The 16,269-nt window shown below is 68.5% G+C and carries 14 protein-coding genes; all 14 read left to right on the top strand.

Annotated elements, in window-relative coordinates; genetic code table 11:
- Positions 1 to 2,459: translation initiation factor IF-2 (infB, locus tag U9980_RS01515; protein ID WP_322766354.1), on the top strand; the 2,459-nt coding region annotated here is incomplete at its 5' end.
- A gap of 11 nt (positions 2,460 to 2,470) precedes the next feature.
- Positions 2,471 to 2,812: a DUF503 domain-containing protein gene (locus U9980_RS01510; protein ID WP_322752098.1), complete on the top strand. Its 342-nt coding sequence runs from the start codon at positions 2,471 to 2,473 to the stop codon at positions 2,810 to 2,812.
- Positions 2,813 to 2,827: 15 nt separating this feature from the next.
- Positions 2,828 to 3,328 (top strand): 30S ribosome-binding factor RbfA, encoded by a 501-nt coding sequence (gene rbfA, locus U9980_RS01505; RefSeq protein ID WP_322752097.1) that lies wholly within the window; start codon positions 2,828 to 2,830, stop codon positions 3,326 to 3,328.
- Entirely contained in the window at positions 3,325 to 4,422 is a 1,098-nt protein-coding gene (locus U9980_RS01500) for a bifunctional oligoribonuclease/PAP phosphatase NrnA (protein WP_322766353.1), read from the top strand. The genes rbfA and U9980_RS01500 overlap by 4 nt, the downstream gene beginning before the upstream one ends.
- Positions 4,422 to 5,306 carry a tRNA pseudouridine(55) synthase TruB gene (truB, locus tag U9980_RS01495; RefSeq protein WP_322751998.1) on the top strand — a complete coding sequence of 295 codons (885 nt, stop codon included), beginning with the start codon at positions 4,422 to 4,424 and terminating at the stop codon, positions 5,304 to 5,306. The genes U9980_RS01500 and truB overlap by 1 nt, the downstream gene beginning before the upstream one ends.
- Before the next feature lie 29 nt (positions 5,307 to 5,335).
- On the top strand, positions 5,336 to 6,277 hold the full coding sequence (locus tag U9980_RS01490; protein WP_322766357.1) for a bifunctional riboflavin kinase/FAD synthetase: 942 nt from the start codon (positions 5,336 to 5,338) through the stop codon (positions 6,275 to 6,277).
- A 111-nt stretch (positions 6,278 to 6,388) separates the two neighbouring features.
- Positions 6,389 to 6,658 (top strand): 30S ribosomal protein S15, encoded by a 270-nt coding sequence (gene rpsO / locus U9980_RS01485; protein ID WP_322752094.1) that lies wholly within the window; start codon positions 6,389 to 6,391, stop codon positions 6,656 to 6,658.
- 149 nt (positions 6,659 to 6,807) lie between these two features.
- Positions 6,808 to 9,000, top strand: coding sequence for a polyribonucleotide nucleotidyltransferase (locus tag U9980_RS01480; RefSeq protein WP_416210110.1), 2,193 nt, complete (start codon positions 6,808 to 6,810; stop codon positions 8,998 to 9,000).
- A 10-nt stretch (positions 9,001 to 9,010) separates the two neighbouring features.
- A complete protein-coding gene (locus tag U9980_RS01475) occupies positions 9,011 to 10,351 on the top strand; it encodes a M16 family metallopeptidase (RefSeq protein WP_416210109.1) in 1,341 nt (446 codons plus the stop codon).
- A complete protein-coding gene (gene dapB, locus U9980_RS01470) occupies positions 10,348 to 11,097 on the top strand; it encodes a 4-hydroxy-tetrahydrodipicolinate reductase (RefSeq protein ID WP_322766350.1) in 750 nt (249 codons plus the stop codon). Before U9980_RS01475 ends, dapB begins: the two co-directional genes overlap by 4 nt.
- Positions 11,094 to 11,549 carry a hypothetical protein gene (locus U9980_RS01465; RefSeq protein WP_322747848.1) on the top strand — a complete coding sequence of 152 codons (456 nt, stop codon included), beginning with the start codon at positions 11,094 to 11,096 and terminating at the stop codon, positions 11,547 to 11,549. Before dapB ends, U9980_RS01465 begins: the two co-directional genes overlap by 4 nt.
- A gap of 18 nt (positions 11,550 to 11,567) precedes the next feature.
- Complete coding sequence (locus U9980_RS01460; protein ID WP_322766349.1) at positions 11,568 to 13,259, top strand: Hsp70 family protein; 1,692 nt, start codon at positions 11,568 to 11,570, stop codon at positions 13,257 to 13,259.
- Positions 13,260 to 13,298: 39 nt separating this feature from the next.
- Complete coding sequence (thyX, locus tag U9980_RS01455; RefSeq protein WP_322747850.1) at positions 13,299 to 14,039, top strand: FAD-dependent thymidylate synthase; 741 nt, start codon at positions 13,299 to 13,301, stop codon at positions 14,037 to 14,039.
- Positions 14,040 to 14,042: 3 nt separating this feature from the next.
- Positions 14,043 to 16,269 (top strand): phosphoketolase family protein (locus U9980_RS01450; protein ID WP_322766348.1); only part of this gene is annotated, 2,227 nt, incomplete at its 3' end.

Raw genomic sequence — 16,269 nt, 5'->3', positions numbered from 1 at the left:
CACGTCCAGGTGGTCCTCGTCCCGCCGGAGCCGGGGGCCCTCGTCCCGCCGGCGCCGGGGGTCCTCGTCCCGCCGGGACGGGCGGTCCACGCCCCGGTGGCAGCGGCGGTGGCCGGCCGTCGCCGGGCCAGATGCCGCCCCGACCAGGTGGTACCGGTGGCCGGCCGTCGCCGGGCCAGATGCCGCCCCGACCAGGTGGTACCGGTGGGCCTCGACCCAATCCGAGCATGTTCCCCTCGCGTCCCGCAGGTCCCGGTGGTCCCCGCCCAGGTGGTGGCGGTGCCGGTGCCGGTGGCGGGCGACCGGCTCCCGGTGGCGGTGCCGGCCGTCCGGGCGGCGGTAGTGGTGGTGGCGGCGGTGGCCGTCCCGGTGGCGGTGGGTTCGCCGGCCGCGGTGCACCCGGTCGTCCGGGCGGCGGTGCCGGCGCGGGTACGGGCGCGCCGGGTCGTCCCGGTGGCGGTGGCGCTCCCGGTGCCGGCGGTCCCGGCGGTCGCCCGACCTCGGGCGGCAGGGGCCGCGGCGGCACGACCGCCGGCGCCTTCGGTCCCGGCGGTCGAGGCCGCCCGGGGCGCCAGCGCAAGTCCAAGCGCGCGAAGCGGCAGGAGTGGGAGAGCGGGCTGGAAGCCCCCCGCATGGGGGCGATGGTTCCGCGTGGGAACGGGCAGGCCATTCGGCTGCCTCGGGGCGCATCCCTCGCCGATTTCGCCGACAAGATCGACGCTAACCAGGGCGCGCTCGTCCAGGTCGTGTTCACCCAGCTCGGCGAGATGGTGACCGCGACGCAGTCGTGCACGGACGAGACCCTGCAGTTGCTCGGGGTCACTCTCGGGTATGAGGTGCAGATCGTCAGTCCCGAGGACGAGGACAAGGAGCTGTTGGAAAGCTTCGACCTCTCCTTCGGTGGCGCATACGGCGACCAGGTCGAACTGTCCGCGCGTCCGCCGGTTGTCACCGTCATGGGCCATGTTGACCATGGCAAGACGAAGTTGCTCGACGCGATCCGGTCGACGGATGTGGTCGCCGGTGAAGCCGGCGGCATCACCCAGCACATCGGGGCCTACCAGGTCCGGGCGAAGGTCGACGGGGATGAGCGAAAGATCACCTTTATCGACACCCCGGGTCACGAGGCGTTCACCGCCATGCGTGCCCGCGGTGCGCAGGTGACCGACATCGTCGTGCTGGTCGTCGCCGCGGATGACGGCGTCAAGCCGCAGACGATCGAGGCGCTCAATCATGCCCAGGCGGCCAACGTCCCGATCGTCGTCGCCGTCAACAAGATTGACAAGGAAGGCGCCGACCCCCTGAAGGTGCGCGGTCAGCTCACCGAATACGGTCTGGTCGCCGAGGAATACGGCGGCGACGCCATGTTCGTCGACGTGTCCGCCCGTAACCGCACCAACATCGACGGTCTGCTGGAGGCGGTCATCCTCACCGCCGACGCCGCACTGGATCTGCGTGCCCCGACCGGCACGCACGCCCAGGGTGTCGCGATCGAAGGCCGACTGGACCGGGGCCGCGGCCCGGTTGCCACCGTGCTCGTCCAGCGGGGAACCCTGCGGGTCGGTGACTCGGTGGTCGCCGGCGACGCCTTCGGGCGTGTGCGGGCGATGCTCGACGAACACGGTGACCCGGTGCACGAGGCCGGCCCGGCCCGGCCGGTGCAGGTTCTCGGGTTCACCAGCGTCCCCGACGCCGGTGACAACTTCCTGGTCGTGCCCGAAGACCGGGTTGCCCGCCAGATCGCCGAGCGTCGCCAGGCGCGTGAGCGCAACGCCGAACTTGCGATGAGCCGCGGTCGCCCGACTCTGGAGACGATCCTGGAGCGGATGAAGGAGGGCGAGAAGACCCAGCTCAACCTCATCCTCAAGGGTGACGTGTCCGGTTCGGTCGAGACGGTGGAGGACTCGCTGCTCAAGATCGACGTCGGCGACGAGGTCTCCTTGCGGATCATCGGTCGTGGTGTCGGTGCGATCACCGAGAATGACGTCAACCTGGCGAGCGCATCCGATGCGGTGATCCTCGGGTTCAACGTCCGTGCGGAGGGCAAGGCGCGCGAGCTGGCCGAACGCGAGCGCGTCGACGTCCGCTACTACTCGGTCATCTACCAGGCGATCGAGGACATCGAGAATGCTCTCAAGGGCATGCTCAAGCCGGTCTACGAGGAAGTCCAGCTCGGCACGGCCGAGGTCCGCGAGGTGTTCCGGGTTCCCCGGATCGGAAACGTCGCCGGTTCCCTGGTGCGTTCCGGGCTCATCCGCCGCAACACCAAGGCCCGGCTCATCCGGGACGGCGTGGTCGTGGCGGACAACCTCACGGTCGAGTCGCTCAAGCGGTTCAAGGACGACGCGACCGAGGTCCGCGAGGGTTATGAGTGCGGTATCGGGCTCGGCTCGTTCAACGACATCAAGGTTGATGACGTGATCGAGACCTTCGAACAGCGGGAGGTTCCTCGCTCCTGAGGACGCGGACCATGTGGACTGGGACGGGAGTTTTCGACCTTCTCCTTGGCGACGTTCGGTCGCTCAAGGAGAAGCGGTCGGTGGTTCGGCCGGTGGTGGCGGAGCTCCGCCGCAGGTATGCGGTAAGCGCGGCGGAGACCGGCCATCTCGATCTGCACCGGCGGACGCAGCTGGGCGTCGCCGTGGTCGCGGCGGATCGGGCCCATTGCGTCGAGGTCGTCCAGGCGTGTGAAGGTCTTCTTTCGCAACGCCCGGAGCTGGAACTGCTCTCGGCGCGAATGCGCTATCTCTCCGATGAGGACCTGGAGTCCGACGAGGGTATGGACGGACCGCGATCGGTGGCGCGGTCGTGATGACGGGAGGAAGCCATGGCTGACCCTGCTCGGGCGCGCCGGCTCGCGGTGCGCATCCGTGAGGTGGTCGCCGCTGCGTTGGAACGGCAGGTGAAGGACCCGCGCCTGGGGATGGTCACCGTGACCGACACGCGGGTCACCCCGGACCTGACCGAGGCCACCGTCTTCTACACGGTCTACGGCGATGACCTCGACCGGATGGAGTCGGCGCGCGCGCTGGAGTCGGCCAAGGGCCTGCTGCGTAGCCAGGTCGGCCGGCAGACCGGTGTCAAGGTCACTCCTACCCTGACCTTTGTCCACGACCGTCTGCCTGACGACGCCCGTCATCTCGAGGACCTGATTCTCACCGCGCGGGAGCGGGACGCGGGCCTCGCGGGCGTCCGGGACGGCGCCCGGCCGGCCGGGGAAGCCGACCCGTACCGTAAGCCGCGTGTCGAGGCCGACGAGTCAGACGAGGCCGACGCGTCCGACGCCGACGAGCGCGACGAGGAAATGATGGGGGACACGCTGCGATGACCGACGTGACAAGCCTCGCCGACCTGTCCCTGCTCCCGGTTCCCCACGCGGGCGAGGGGACGGGCCGGGCGGGGTCCACGTCCGGCGAGGGCGAGGCGGTCGGCGAGCAGCGGGACCGCGCGGTCGAGGCGATCCGCTCCGCGTCCCAGAGCGGGGAGAACATCCTGCTGGTCGCGCACGTCGACCCGGACGGCGACAGCCTGGGTTCGGCGATCGCGCTGGGGCTTGCGCTGCGTGCCCTCGGGGCCAGAGCGTCGGTGTCATTCGACAGCGACCCGTTCGTGGTACCGCGCTCCCTGACGTTTCTGCCCGGCCAGGATTTCCTTGTCCCGCCGTCCCTGGTCGCGGCGACACCAGACCTCGTGGTGACGCTGGATGCGGGCAGCCTGGCCAGACTCGGGGCGCTGGGCCGGGTCGCCGCCCGGGCACGGCGAATGGTTGTGATCGACCATCACGCCTCGAACACGCGGTTCGGGGACATCAACCTGATCGACCCGGACGCCGCCTCCACCAGCGTGATGGTCACCGGCGTCATAGACGCGCTCGGGGTTGAACTCGATCACGATATGGCTGTCGCGATCTACACAGGCCTGATCACCGATACCGGTTCGTTCCGATACAGCGTGACCACGCCGGATGTCCACCGGTTGGCCGCGCGGTTGTTGGGCACCGGGATCCGCCACGATCTGATCACTCGTACGGTGTGGGACACCCACCGTTTCGGCTACCTGCGGCTGCTGGGTGAGCTGCTCGGCCGAGCCCGCCTGGAACCCGAGCACGACCTGGTGTGGACGTGGTGTGCCTACGCGGACCTCACCGCCGCGGGTCTCACCCTCGATGAGATCGAGGGTGTGATCGATATCGTCCGGACCACGGCCGAAGCCGAGGTGGCGGTCGTCTGCAAGCAGGACGCCACGAACATCTGGAAGGTTTCGGTGCGTTCCAAGGGTGGCATTGACGTCGGTGCGGTCTGCACCGCGCTCGGGGGTGGTGGCCACCGCTTCGCCGCCGGCCTGAGTTCCACCGAAGCTCTGGAGCCGACCATGGCGACCCTGCGCGCCGCGCTGGTCCGGGCCCCCAGACTGCCGGGCTGATGGCTGGTGCGACCGCCGCGCTCGGCGTGGACGGGCTGGTCGTCGTGGACAAGCCGACGGGGCTCACCTCGCATGACGTGGTGGCCCGCGCTCGGCGGGTCCTGCACACGCGGCGGGTCGGGCACGCCGGCACGCTCGACCCGATGGCGACCGGTGTGCTGGTACTCGGGGTGGGCCGGGCGACCCGCCTCCTCGGTCATCTCGCGTTGACCGACAAGGTCTACACCGCGACCATCCGCCTCGGTGAGTCGACCACCACCGACGATGCACAGGGTGAGGTTGTCGCCGTGCGTGCGGTCGAGGTCGACGAGGCGCGGCTCGCCGTCGCCATGGCGGCTCTCACCGGCCCGATCGACCAGGTGCCGTCCGCGGTCAGCGCGGTCAAGGTGAACGGCGTCCGGGCCTACGCCCGGGTACGCGCGGGTGAGCAGGTCGTCCTTGCGGCGCGGCGGGTCACGGTGAGCCGGTTCGAGTTACTTGCCCGCACCGGCGTTGACCTTGATGTTGCCGTCGGCTGTTCCAGCGGCACCTACGTGCGTGCGCTGGCCCGGGACCTCGGCCGGGCGTTGGGCTGTGGCGCGCACCTGTGCGCCCTGCGCCGGGTGTCGGTGGGACCGTTCGATCTCACCGAGGCGCTCACCCTGGACGCGCTGGCGCAGGCCGGCGTCGGCGCACTGCGTCCGCTGCCCGACGCCGTCGCCACGCTGTTTCCCTGTCGGGAGGTGGATGCCGATGCCGCTCGTGCGATATCCCACGGCCGGCGTCTTCCCCCGTTCGGGATACCCGGCACGTACGGTGTTTTCGGTCCGGCCGGCGAGCTTCTCGCTCTTGCCGAGGACGCGCAGGGCGGCTGCCGGTCGCTGGTGGTCTTCGCCGGAGCCTGAGCCGCAAACGGCACCGATAGGCTTTGGATGTGCAGCGGTGGCGCGGGGTGCTGGAGACGCCGGATGACTGGCCCGGCGGTGTTGTGACGATCGGGTTCTTCGACGGCGTCCACCGCGGTCACCAGCAGATCATCCGCCGGGCGGTGGAACGCGCCCACCGGGCGGGACAGCTCGCGGTCGTGCTCACGTTCGACCCCCATCCGGCCGAGGTCATCCGACCGGGCAGCCATCCGGCGCTGCTGACGACGCCGGCTTTCAAGGCGGAACTACTGGAACGGCTCGGTGTCGACGCGCTGTGCGTCCAGCCCTTCACTCCCGAGTTCAGCCGGGTACCAGCGGCCGGGTTCGTCCACGACATGCTTCTGCATCGGCTGCGGCCGAGCGCCGTGGTGGTCGGGGAGAACTTCACCTATGGTCACCGGGCGGCCGGGAACCTGGAGACCCTGCGTTGCAGCGGGGTGACCGACGGTTTTGCCGTGGAGGGCGTCCGGCTGCTGCGTGCAGACGACCACGTGTTGTCTTCCACCCATATTCGAGCGTGTATTGCCGACGGCGATGTGGTTACCGCTGCGCGTGCGCTCGGCCGTGACCACCGGGTGGAGGGAATCGTGGTGCACGGCGACGCACGTGGCCGCGCTATCGGATATCCGACCGCCAACCTTGCGACCACCGCGTACGCGGCAGTGCCCGCCGACGGTGTGTACGCCGGGCATGCCGTGTGGTCGGGTAAGCGGTATCCGGCGGCGATCTCCATCGGTACCAACCCGACCTTTGACGGGACGCAGCGGCGGGTTGAGGCGTATCTCCTCGACTTCGACGACGATCTCTACGACGCTCACCTCGCGTTCGAGTTCACCGAGCGGCTGCGGCCCACTCTGCGCTTCGACTCCGTGGCTGACCTGGTTGCCCAGATGGCCGCAGACGTCCTGGCCACCCGTAAGATCATCACTCCGGCGACGGACGAGCCTTAGGTACCCGCGGGGTTGGTAAGCTTCGACACCAGACGAGTGTGGTGTGTCCGTCAGCCTGGGTGAGGCAGACCCCGGGCGCGCATCCCACCCGCAGACAGGAAGAGGTTTCGCGTGCCGCTTGCGAGCGACGTCAAGCAGAAGATCTTGTCCGAGTACGCCACGGTCGAGCGTGATACCGGATCGCCCGAAGTGCAGGTGGCGATGCTCACCCGGCGGATCAGCGACCTGACCGAGCACCTGAAGATGCACAAGCACGACCACCACAGCCGCCGTGGGCTGCTGCTCCTGGTCGGCCGTCGGCGACGGCTGCTGAATTATCTCGCCAAGACCGACATAAGCCGCTACCGGTCACTGATCGAAAGACTCGGGCTGCGGCGGTAGGAATTGTCTGACCGGGTCCGTGACGGCGCGAGCCGCCGGTCCTCGGTGGTGGTGTCCGGGTGCGCCGTGTGGCGCTCCCCGGGGGCTTCGACTGAGCGCCGGCCTCCTCGGCAAGACGGACCCGGCCGATGTGAGGAGGAATGGTTCGAGTGGAGGACCAGACAACCGCGACTGAAGCGGTTATCGACAACGGAGCGGCCGGAATCCGGACGATCCGGTTTGAGACGGGTCGGTTGGCTCGGCAGGCTGCCGGTTCGGCAGTTGCCTATCTCGGCGACACCATGGTGCTGTCCGCCACGACCGTCAGCAAGCAGCCCAAGGAGCAGCTCGATTTCTTTCCGCTGACGGTGGATGTCGAGGAGCGGATGTACGCGGCCGGGCGCATCCCCGGCTCGTTCTTCCGGCGCGAGGGTCGGCCGAGTGAGGACGCGATCCTCACCTGTCGTCTGATCGACCGGCCGCTGCGGCCGTCGTTCGTCAAGGGGTTGCGTAACGAGATCCAGGTCGTGGCAACGGTTCTCGCCCTCGATCCGGACACCCTGTACGACGTCGTCGCGATCAATGCGGCCAGCGCGTCGACCACGCTCGCCGGGCTGCCGTTCTCCGGTCCCGTCGGTGCCACCCGGGTCGGCTTTGTGGACGGGGCCTGGATCGCCTTCCCGACCCATGCCGAGCTGGAGCGGGCGACCTTCGACATGGTGGTGGCCGGCCGCGTGCTCGACGACGGCTCCGATGTTGCGATCATGATGGTTGAGGCGGAGGCGACGCCGGGTACGGTGCCGCTGCTGGCCGCGGGTGCGCAGGCGCCGACCGAGGACGTCGTGGCCGCGGGGCTGGAGGCGGCGAAACCCGCCATCCGCGAGTTGTGTCGTGCCCAGCGCGAGCTGGCCGAACGTGCGGCCAAGCCGACCCGGCAGTTCCCGTTGTTCGTCGACTACCACGACGACGTCCTTGAGGCGCTGTCGATCGCCGTCGGCGACGAACTGTCCGCAGCCCTGCGGATCGCCGGCAAGCAGGAGCGGGAAACCGAGCTGGACCGGGTCCGTTCACTGGCCGCCGAGAAGGTCGTGGGCCAGTTCGAGGGCCGCGAAAAGGAGATTGCCGCGGCCTATCGGGCGTTGACCAAGAAGCTGGTACGCCAGCGCATCATCGCCGAGGGCGTCCGTATCGACGGGCGTGGGGTCACCGAGATCCGTGAGCTGTCGGCGGAGGTCGACTTCATTCCCCGGGTACACGGATCAGCCCTGTTCGAGCGGGGCGAGACCCAGATCCTCGGCGTGACCACCCTGGCCATGCTGCGGATGGAGCAGACGGTCGACACGCTCAATCCCGACCGCACCAAGCGTTACATGCACAACTACAACTTTCCGCCCTATTCCACCGGCGAGACCGGTCGGGTCGGTTCACCGAAACGCCGCGAGATCGGCCACGGCGCACTGGCTGAGCGGGCACTGCTGCCGGTGCTGCCCAGCCGGGACGACTTCCCGTACGCCATCCGGCAGGTCTCCGAGGCGCTGGGCTCCAACGGGTCGACGAGTATGGGCTCGGTCTGTGCCAGCACGTTGTCGTTACTGAATGCCGGTGTTCCACTCAAGGCCCCGGTTGCCGGGATCGCCATGGGTCTGATCCACGAGGGTGACGAATTCGTCACGCTCACCGACATCCTCGGTGCCGAGGACGCCTACGGCGACATGGACTTCAAGGTCGCGGGCACGCGGGAGTTCGTCACCGCCCTCCAGCTCGACACGAAGCTGGACGGCATCCCCGCGTCGGTCCTCGCTGACGCGCTGGGCCAGGCCAAGGCCGCGCGGCTGGCGATCCTCGACGTCATGGCCGAAGCGATCGACGGCCCGGACGAGATGTCGACGCACGCCCCCCGGGTGATCTCTGTCAAGATCCCGGTAGACAAGATCGGTGAGATCATCGGCCCGAAGGGCAAGATGATCAATCAGATCCAGGCTGACAGCGGCGCTGAGATCACGGTCGAGGACGATGGCACCATCTACATCGGTGCGCAGGACGGCACCTCCGCGGAGAGTGCCCGGTCGGCGATCAACGCGATCGCCAACCCGCAGATGCCGGAGGTCGGGGAGCGCTATCTCGGCACCATTGTGAAGATCACAACCTTTGGTGCGTTCGTCTCCCTCACGCCGGGCAAGGACGGGCTGCTCCACGTCAGCAAGCTCAAGCAGCTTTCCGGTGGGAAGCGGGTGGAGAAGGTGGAAGAGGTGGTTCAGGTCGGCCAGAAGCTTCAGGTCGAGATCACTGAAATCGACAGCCGCGGGAAGATCAGCCTTTCTCCTGTGGCCGAGGACGCCGACAGCGTCCCGGCCGGGTCCTGACCGGCATCCCGTGAGCGGGACAGGTAGTACGACCGGGGCAGGTCTGGTGCCAGATGGCACGCTTCGCGAGGAGCTGCTGTCCGGCGCCGTCCGGCGAGCCGTGTTGCCGGGCGGGCTGCGGGTGCTGACCGAGAAGGTGCCCGCGGTCCGGTCGGTGGCTATCGGGATCTGGGTCGGCGTGGGTTCCCGGGACGAGGATCCGTTGACGGCCGGCTGTTCCCACTACCTTGAGCACCTGCTGTTCAAGGGCACGCCGTCCCGGGACGCACTCACGATCAGTTCCGCGATCGAGGCGGTCGGCGGGGAGCTCAACGCCTTCACGACCAAGGAGTACACGTGCTACTACGCACGGGTACTAGACGGCGATCTCGTCGATGCGGTTGACGTGGTCTGCGACATGATCTGTAACTCACTGATCACCGCTGCCGACGTCGCGGCGGAGCGGGGCGTGATCCTTGAGGAGATCGCCATGCACGACGACGACCCGAGCGACGTCGTGCACGATGTCTTCACCGCGGCCGTGTTGGGTGACACCGAGCTCGGCCGTCCCGTGCTGGGCACGATCGACTCCATTGAGGGCCTGGGCCGCGACACCATCGCCGACTACTACCGGTCCCGGTACACCCCGTCGGACACGGTGATCGCGATCGCCGGCAACATCGATCACGAGCGGACGCTCGCCCTTGTCGCGGCGGCGTTCGCCGACCGCCTGGGTGGGCCGGACGTCCCCGCCCCGGTGCGGGGGGGCTCCTACGCCTACCCGCAGGCCCGGGGCGTCGTGGTCAGCCAGCGTCCCACCGAGCAGGCACATGTCGTGCTCGGAACCGTGGGGATGTCACGCCGGGACCCCCGCCGGTTCGCCATGGGAATCATGTCCTCGGCGCTCGGCGGGGGAATGAGCTCACGCCTGTTCCAGGAGATCCGGGAGAAGCGGGGCCTTGCCTACTCCGTCTACTCGTTCGCGTCCCATTTCGCCGATGCCGGGCTGTTCGGCGTCTATGCGGGGTGTGCGCCCCGGCGTGCGGACGAGGTTCTCGCGCTCTGCCGCGAGCAGCTGGAGTTGATCGCGGCAGCGGGAATCACCGACGAGGAGCTCTCCCGGGCCAAGGGCCAGAGCCGAGGCTCGCTGGTACTGGGTATGGAGGACACCGGCTCGCGGATGAGCAGGATCGGCAAGAGCGAGCTCATGCACGGTGAGCTTCTGTCCGTGGACGAGGTGCTCGCCCGGGTGGACGCGGTGACCCTGGATGACGTCAAGGGTGTCGCCACCGACCTGCTGGCCCGGCCGCTCGCTCTGGGCGTGATCGGCCCCTTTGACGATCACGACTTCGCGTCCGTGGTCGCCGGGTGACCGAAACGATCCGGGTCGGTGTGCTCGGCGCCCGGGGGCGGATGGGGTCGACGGTCCGCGCGGCCGTCGACGCCGCCGACGATCTCACCCTGGTGGCGGCGGTAGATCTCGGGGACGACTTCGCCAGCCTGCGCGAGGCCGACGTGGTCGTCGACTTCACCCGGCCGGACGCCGTCATGGAGAACCTGCGATGGTGCCTGGACGCGGGCCTTCACGTGGTCGTCGGCACCTCGGGTTTTGACGGCGACCGGCTGGAGACGTTGCGCGGTTGGCTGGCCGGCACGCCGGAGCTCGGCGTGCTGGTGGCCCCGCATTTCGGTGTCGGCGCTGTGCTGATGATGCATTTCGCGGTCCAGGCGGCGCGTTTCTTCGAGTCTGTGGAGATCATCGAGATGCATCATCCCGGCAAGGTGGACGCCCCCAGCGGGACAGCGCTGCACACCGCGGAACTGGTGGCACAGGCACGGGTCCAAGCCGGTGGCGAACCGGCCGGACCGGATGCCACCGAGTCCGCATATGCAGGCGCCCGCGGCGTGCGGATCAGCGGGGTTCCCGTGCACAGTATCCGGCTTTCCGGCTTGGTCGCCCACCAGGAAGTGCTTTTTGGTGGCGCGGCCGAGACCCTGACCCTGCGTCACGACTCCTTCGATCGGACCTCGTTCATGCCAGGTGTGCTGCTCGGCGTCCGCCGGACTCCGGGACGTCCCGGCCTGACCGTGGGCCTGGAGGCCCTGCTCGAACTGTGAAGGTTCGTGTCGTTGTCGGTGTCGTGGTCGCCGCGGTCGTGTTCTATCTCGGCCTGATCGGCTGGCGAGGTGTCCAGCTGCTCACCCAGTCCAGCTGGACGGCCCGTGGGCTCGGCGTTGGCGTGCTGGCGCTGCCTGTGGTCGGGGTGGTCGTCATCCTGCGCGAGCTGGCGTTCGGGCGGGCGACCGAACGGCTGGGACGCCACCTGCCGCAGGACGATCAGTCGAGCGACGCGCTGTCCCCGTTGCCACGGCGTCCGTCCGGCCGGATCGACCGGACCGCGGCTGACGAGGCCTTCGACCGTCGGCGCGCGGACGTCGAGGCGCAACCACGGGATTGGCGGACCTGGTACCGGCTCGCGGTCGCCTACGGCGATGCCGGCGACACCCGTCGGGGGCGCGCTGCGATGCGCCACGCAATCGCTCTGGAACGTATCCAATCTGCCGTGTGATCTCGATACGTTTCGGGGATGAGCGCGGGCGTCATCTACGGAATTGATCTTGGGACCACCTACAGCTGCGTTGCCCGGGTGAACAGATCGGGCGATCCCGAGGCGATTGCGCTGTCCGGCGGGGTGACCACGATGCCGAGCGTTGTGCTCTTCGTCGGTCCCGATGACTATGTCACCGGTGAACCCGCCCGCCAGCTCGCCCGCGCCCGCGCGGATGACGTCTGCGCGCTGGTCAAACGCCGGATGGGCGATGGTGACTGGCGCTTTGTGACGTCCGGGCGGGCGTGGTCCGCGCCGGCGGTGAGCAGCCTCATTCTGCGGGCGCTCGTCAGCGACGCAGCCTTCGCCGGTGGCGAGCCCATCCGTGACGCGGTCATCACCGTGCCGGCGTACTTCGGCGACGAGGAACGGCGGGCCACGGTCCTCGCCGGGCAGTACGCGGGCCTGTCGGTCGTTGACGTCATCAACGAACCGACGGCGGCGGCGCTCTCCTACGGTTTCGCCCGTTTCGACTCCGACGCGACCTTCGCCGGTCGCACGGCCCAGGAGGAGGTGGCGCTCGTCTACGACCTCGGCGGCGCCACGTTCGACGTGACCGTGGTCGAGCTCGCCGACCGCCGGATCTCGGTGGTCGCCATCGACGGCGACCACCGACTCGGCGGGGCCGACTGGGACGAAGCGCTCGCCCGGTACCTGTCCAGGCAGTTCCTGGACGCGCATCCGGGCGCCGCGGACCCGCTGGCCGACGCAGCGGCCGCCCAGGTCCTGCTATTGGCCGCTGAACGGACCAAACGCGAGCTCGGCGACCGGATGGAGACCACGGTTGCCGTCGAGCACGATGGACGCGTGCTGAAGGCGGTGGTGACGCGGGGAGATCTTGAACGGTTGACGGCCGGGCTGCTGGAGCGGACCGTGACCCTCACCCGCTCGGTACTCGCCGCGGCCAGGGCGCGGGGCGTCTCCCGGCTGGACCGCGTGCTGCTGGTCGGAGGTTCCGCCCGGATGCCGGCGGTGGCCCGCCGACTCGGCGCGGAACTCGGCGTGCCGGTCGAGCTGTGTGACCCCGACCTCGCGGTGGCCAAGGGCGCGGCTCTCTACGGGGAGAAGAAGGCCATCGAGCGCCTGGTCCTCGCGGACCTGGTGTCACGGGGGCAGCTCGCCGACGGCGCGGCGTCGGATGCCGCCGCGCCCGCGGACCTGGCCGCGGCCTGCAGGCGTCTTGCGGCAGCCTTCGGGATCACTGCCGAACGGGTCCGGCGTACCGTCGAGGTCCAGCTGGTCAACGTGGTCTCCCGCGGCTTCGGAGTGTTGGCGCTCGACCGTTTCGGTGAACGCTGCGCGGTATTCCTCGTCCACCGCAACGACCGGCTACCTGTGGTGGTCCGGCGCAACTTCGGTACCGTCCGTGATGATCAGGATACCGTCACGCTGCAGGTGGTCGAACAGGGCAGCGGCGTCGAGTCGACCCGGATCGAGGATTCCATGATCGTTTCCCGGGCGGAGATCACCGGGATCCCCCCCGGCTTCCCGGCCGGCACCCCCATCGAGATCATTTTTCGGATGGGATTCGACGGTGTTCTCGATGTGACCGCGTTGCACGAAGGTGTGGCCGACCGTCGCCTGACCGTGCGGGTGGAGACCACCGCGGCCCTGAGCCAGGCCGATGTCGCCCGGGAACGCGACGCGGTGGCCCGCTTGCGTCGGCGGTAGAGCTGACCGGGCACGAGCGAGGGTCGGTACGGTGTGGGCATGCGCGTGCAGGTCATCGCCCAGACGCAGTTCACCCCGCCGGCCGACGTCGACTGGAGCACCGACGTCGACGGCGGCCAGGCGTTGGCGGAGTTCGCCGGCCGGGCCTGCTACCAGAGTTGGTCGAAGCCGAACCCGGCCACGGCGACGAACGCCGGCTACCTGCGGCACATCCTTGATGTCGGGCACCTGTCGGTGCTGGAGCACGCCACCGTGACGATGTACATCACCGGGGTTTCCCGTAGCCTCACCCACGAGCTCGTCCGGCACCGCCACTTCTCCTACAGCCAGCTGTCGCAGCGTTATGTGCCCGCGCATGGCACCGCGGTGGTCGAGCCCGATGTCATCGCCGAGGATCCGCGGTTGCACGAGCTGTTCACCGAGGCCACCGCCACGGCTCTGGACGCCTACGGAAAGCTCCTGGAGGGGCTGGCGAAGCACTTCGCCGACGTGGCGGTACCGACGTCCCGGCGTAAGCAGGCCCGCCAAGCCGCCCGGGCTGTTCTGCCCAACGCCACCGAGACCCGGATCGTGGTGACCGGGAACTACCGGGCGTGGCGGCACTTCATCGCTATGCGGGCGAGCGAGGCCGCCGACACCGAGATTCGGGCACTGGCCATTGCCGTGTTGCGTGAGCTTCAGCAGCTGGCACCCAATGTTTTCAGCGACTTCGGGGTGACCAGCCTCGACGATGGAACCGAGATAGCCCTCAGCCCGCTGGCAGAAGGAGACGACGCATAACACATGTCCCCCGATGAGCTCCGGCGTATACACGCCTACTGGCGGGCGGCGAACTATTTGTCGGTCGGCCAGATCTACCTGCTGGACAACCCGCTGCTGCGCGAGCCGCTGCTGCCCGAGCACGTCAAGCGCCGGCTGCTCGGCCACTGGGGTACGACCCCGGGGCTCAACCTGATCTACGCGCACATGAACCGTGTGATCAAGGCGAACGATCTTAATGCGATCTACGTTATCGGGCCGGGCCACGGCGGTCCGGCCATCGTGGCGAACGCGTACCTGGAGGGCACGTACTCCGACGTCTACCCCTCGATCAGCCGGGATGCCGACGGAATGCGCAGGCTGTTCCGCCAGTTCTCCTTTCCCGGTGGTATCCCGAGTCATGTCGCGCCCGAGACTCCCGGTTCGATCCACGAAGGCGGCGAGCTCGGATACGTCCTCACCCATGCCTTCGGCGCAGCGTTCGACAATCCGGACCTGCTGGTCTGCGCGGTCGTCGGGGACGGCGAAGCCGAGACCGGGCCGCTGGCGGCGAGCTGGCACTCGAACAAGTTCCTGAACCCGGCCCGGGACGGCGCGGTGCTGCCGATCCTGCATCTCAACGGCTACAAGATTGCCCAGCCGGCCGTGCTCGCGCGCATTCCCGAGGCCGAGCTCGACCAGCTCATGCGTGGGTACGGATATCATCCATACCATGTCAACGGCGGGGACCCCGCCGAGGTCCACCAGCGGTTCGCCGCCGTCCTCGACACGGTGGTCGCGGAGATCGAGGAGATCCAGGAGCGGGCCCGGGCGCACGGCGATTCCACCCGTCCGCTGTGGCCGATGATCGTTTTGCGCACACCGAAGGGCTGGACCGGCCCCGGTGTCGTGGACGGTGTCCCGGTCGAGGGCACCTGGCGTGCCCACCAGGTGCCGGTCTCCCACGTCCACGACAACCCCGAGCACCTCGCGGTGCTGGGGGAGTGGCTGCGCAGCTACCGGCCCGAGGAGCTGTTCGACGCAGCGGGCCGGCTTGTCGCCGAGCTTGCCGACCTCGCCCCGGTGGGCGACCGGCGGATGAGCGCCAACCCGCACACCAACGGTGGCGAGCTGCTGCGCGACCTCGCGCTGCCGGACTTCCGCACCTACGCCGTGGATGTGACGGTGCCCGCAAAGGCGTCCAGTGAAGCCACCCGGGTCCTCGGTGGATTCCTGCGGGACGTGATGGCGGCGAACTCGACGACGTTTCGGGTGATGGGTCCGGATGAGACGGCGTCCAACCGTCTCGGAGCGCTGTTCCAGGTCACATCCCGCGCCTGGAATGCCGAGATCGTTGACGGTGACGACGATCTCGCACCGGACGGCCGGGTCATGGAGGTGCTGTCCGAGCACCTGTGCCAGGGCTGGCTGGAGGGATATCTCCTCACCGGACGGCACGGCTTCTTCTCGTGTTACGAGGCGTTCATCCACATTGTCGACTCGATGGTGAACCAGCACGCGAAATGGCTGAAGACGACCCGTGACATCCCGTGGCGGCGCCCCATCGCGTCCCTGAACTACCTCCTCACCAGCCATGTCTGGCGGCAGGACCACAACGGCTTCTCCCATCAGGACCCGGGCTTCATCGATCATGTGGTCAACAAGAAGGCGGAGATAATCCGCGTGTATCTCCCGCCGGATGCGAACACGCTGTTATGCGTCGCGGATCACTGCCTACGAAGCCGGCATTACATCAACGTCATCGTCGCTGGAAAGCAGCCGGCGTTGAACTACCTGTCGATGGATGCGGCGGTCGCCCACTGTACCCGCGGCATCGGTATCTGGGACTGGGCCAGCAATGATGACACCGATATGCCGGATGTCGTCATGGCCTGCGCCGGTGACATTCCGACCCTGGAGACGTTGGCCGCGGTCGACATCCTCCGGCAGGATTTCCCCGAGCTGAAGGTCCGGGTCGTCAACGTCGTCGACCTGATGCGTCTGCAGGATGAGTACGAGCATCCGCACGGCATGTCCCACGCCCGGTTCGATGCGCTCTTCACCGCCGACCGCCCGGTCATCTTCGCCTACCACGGTTACCCCTGGCTGATCCACCGCCTGACGTACAGACGGACGAATCACCGGAACCTGCACGTCCGCGGGTATATCGAAGAGGGCACGACCACCACGCCGTTCGACATGGCGATGATGAACAATCTCGACCGCTTCCATCTGGTTATGGACGTCATCGACCGGGTTCCGGCCCTGGGCG

This window comes from Protofrankia sp. Cr1 (assembly GCF_963555865.1).
Classification (GTDB): domain Bacteria; phylum Actinomycetota; class Actinomycetes; order Frankiales; family Frankiaceae; genus Protofrankia.
Note: the sequence above shows the minus strand (reverse complement) of the source record. Positions and strands in the feature narration are given on the sequence as shown.

Excerpts from the sequence above, each read along its gene's own strand:
- U9980_RS01510 (WP_322752098.1), top strand. The coding sequence starts at position 2,471 with ATGTGGACTGGGACGGGAGTTTTCGACCTTCTCCTTGGCGACGTTCGG.
- rbfA (WP_322752097.1), top strand. The coding sequence starts at position 2,828 with ATGGCTGACCCTGCTCGGGCGCGCCGGCTCGCGGTGCGCATCCGTGAG.
- U9980_RS01500 (WP_322766353.1), top strand. The coding sequence starts at position 3,325 with ATGACCGACGTGACAAGCCTCGCCGACCTGTCCCTGCTCCCGGTTCCC.
- truB (WP_322751998.1), top strand. The coding sequence starts at position 4,422 with ATGGCTGGTGCGACCGCCGCGCTCGGCGTGGACGGGCTGGTCGTCGTG.
- U9980_RS01460 (WP_322766349.1), top strand. The coding sequence starts at position 11,568 with ATGAGCGCGGGCGTCATCTACGGAATTGATCTTGGGACCACCTACAGC.
- thyX (WP_322747850.1), top strand. The coding sequence starts at position 13,299 with ATGCGCGTGCAGGTCATCGCCCAGACGCAGTTCACCCCGCCGGCCGAC.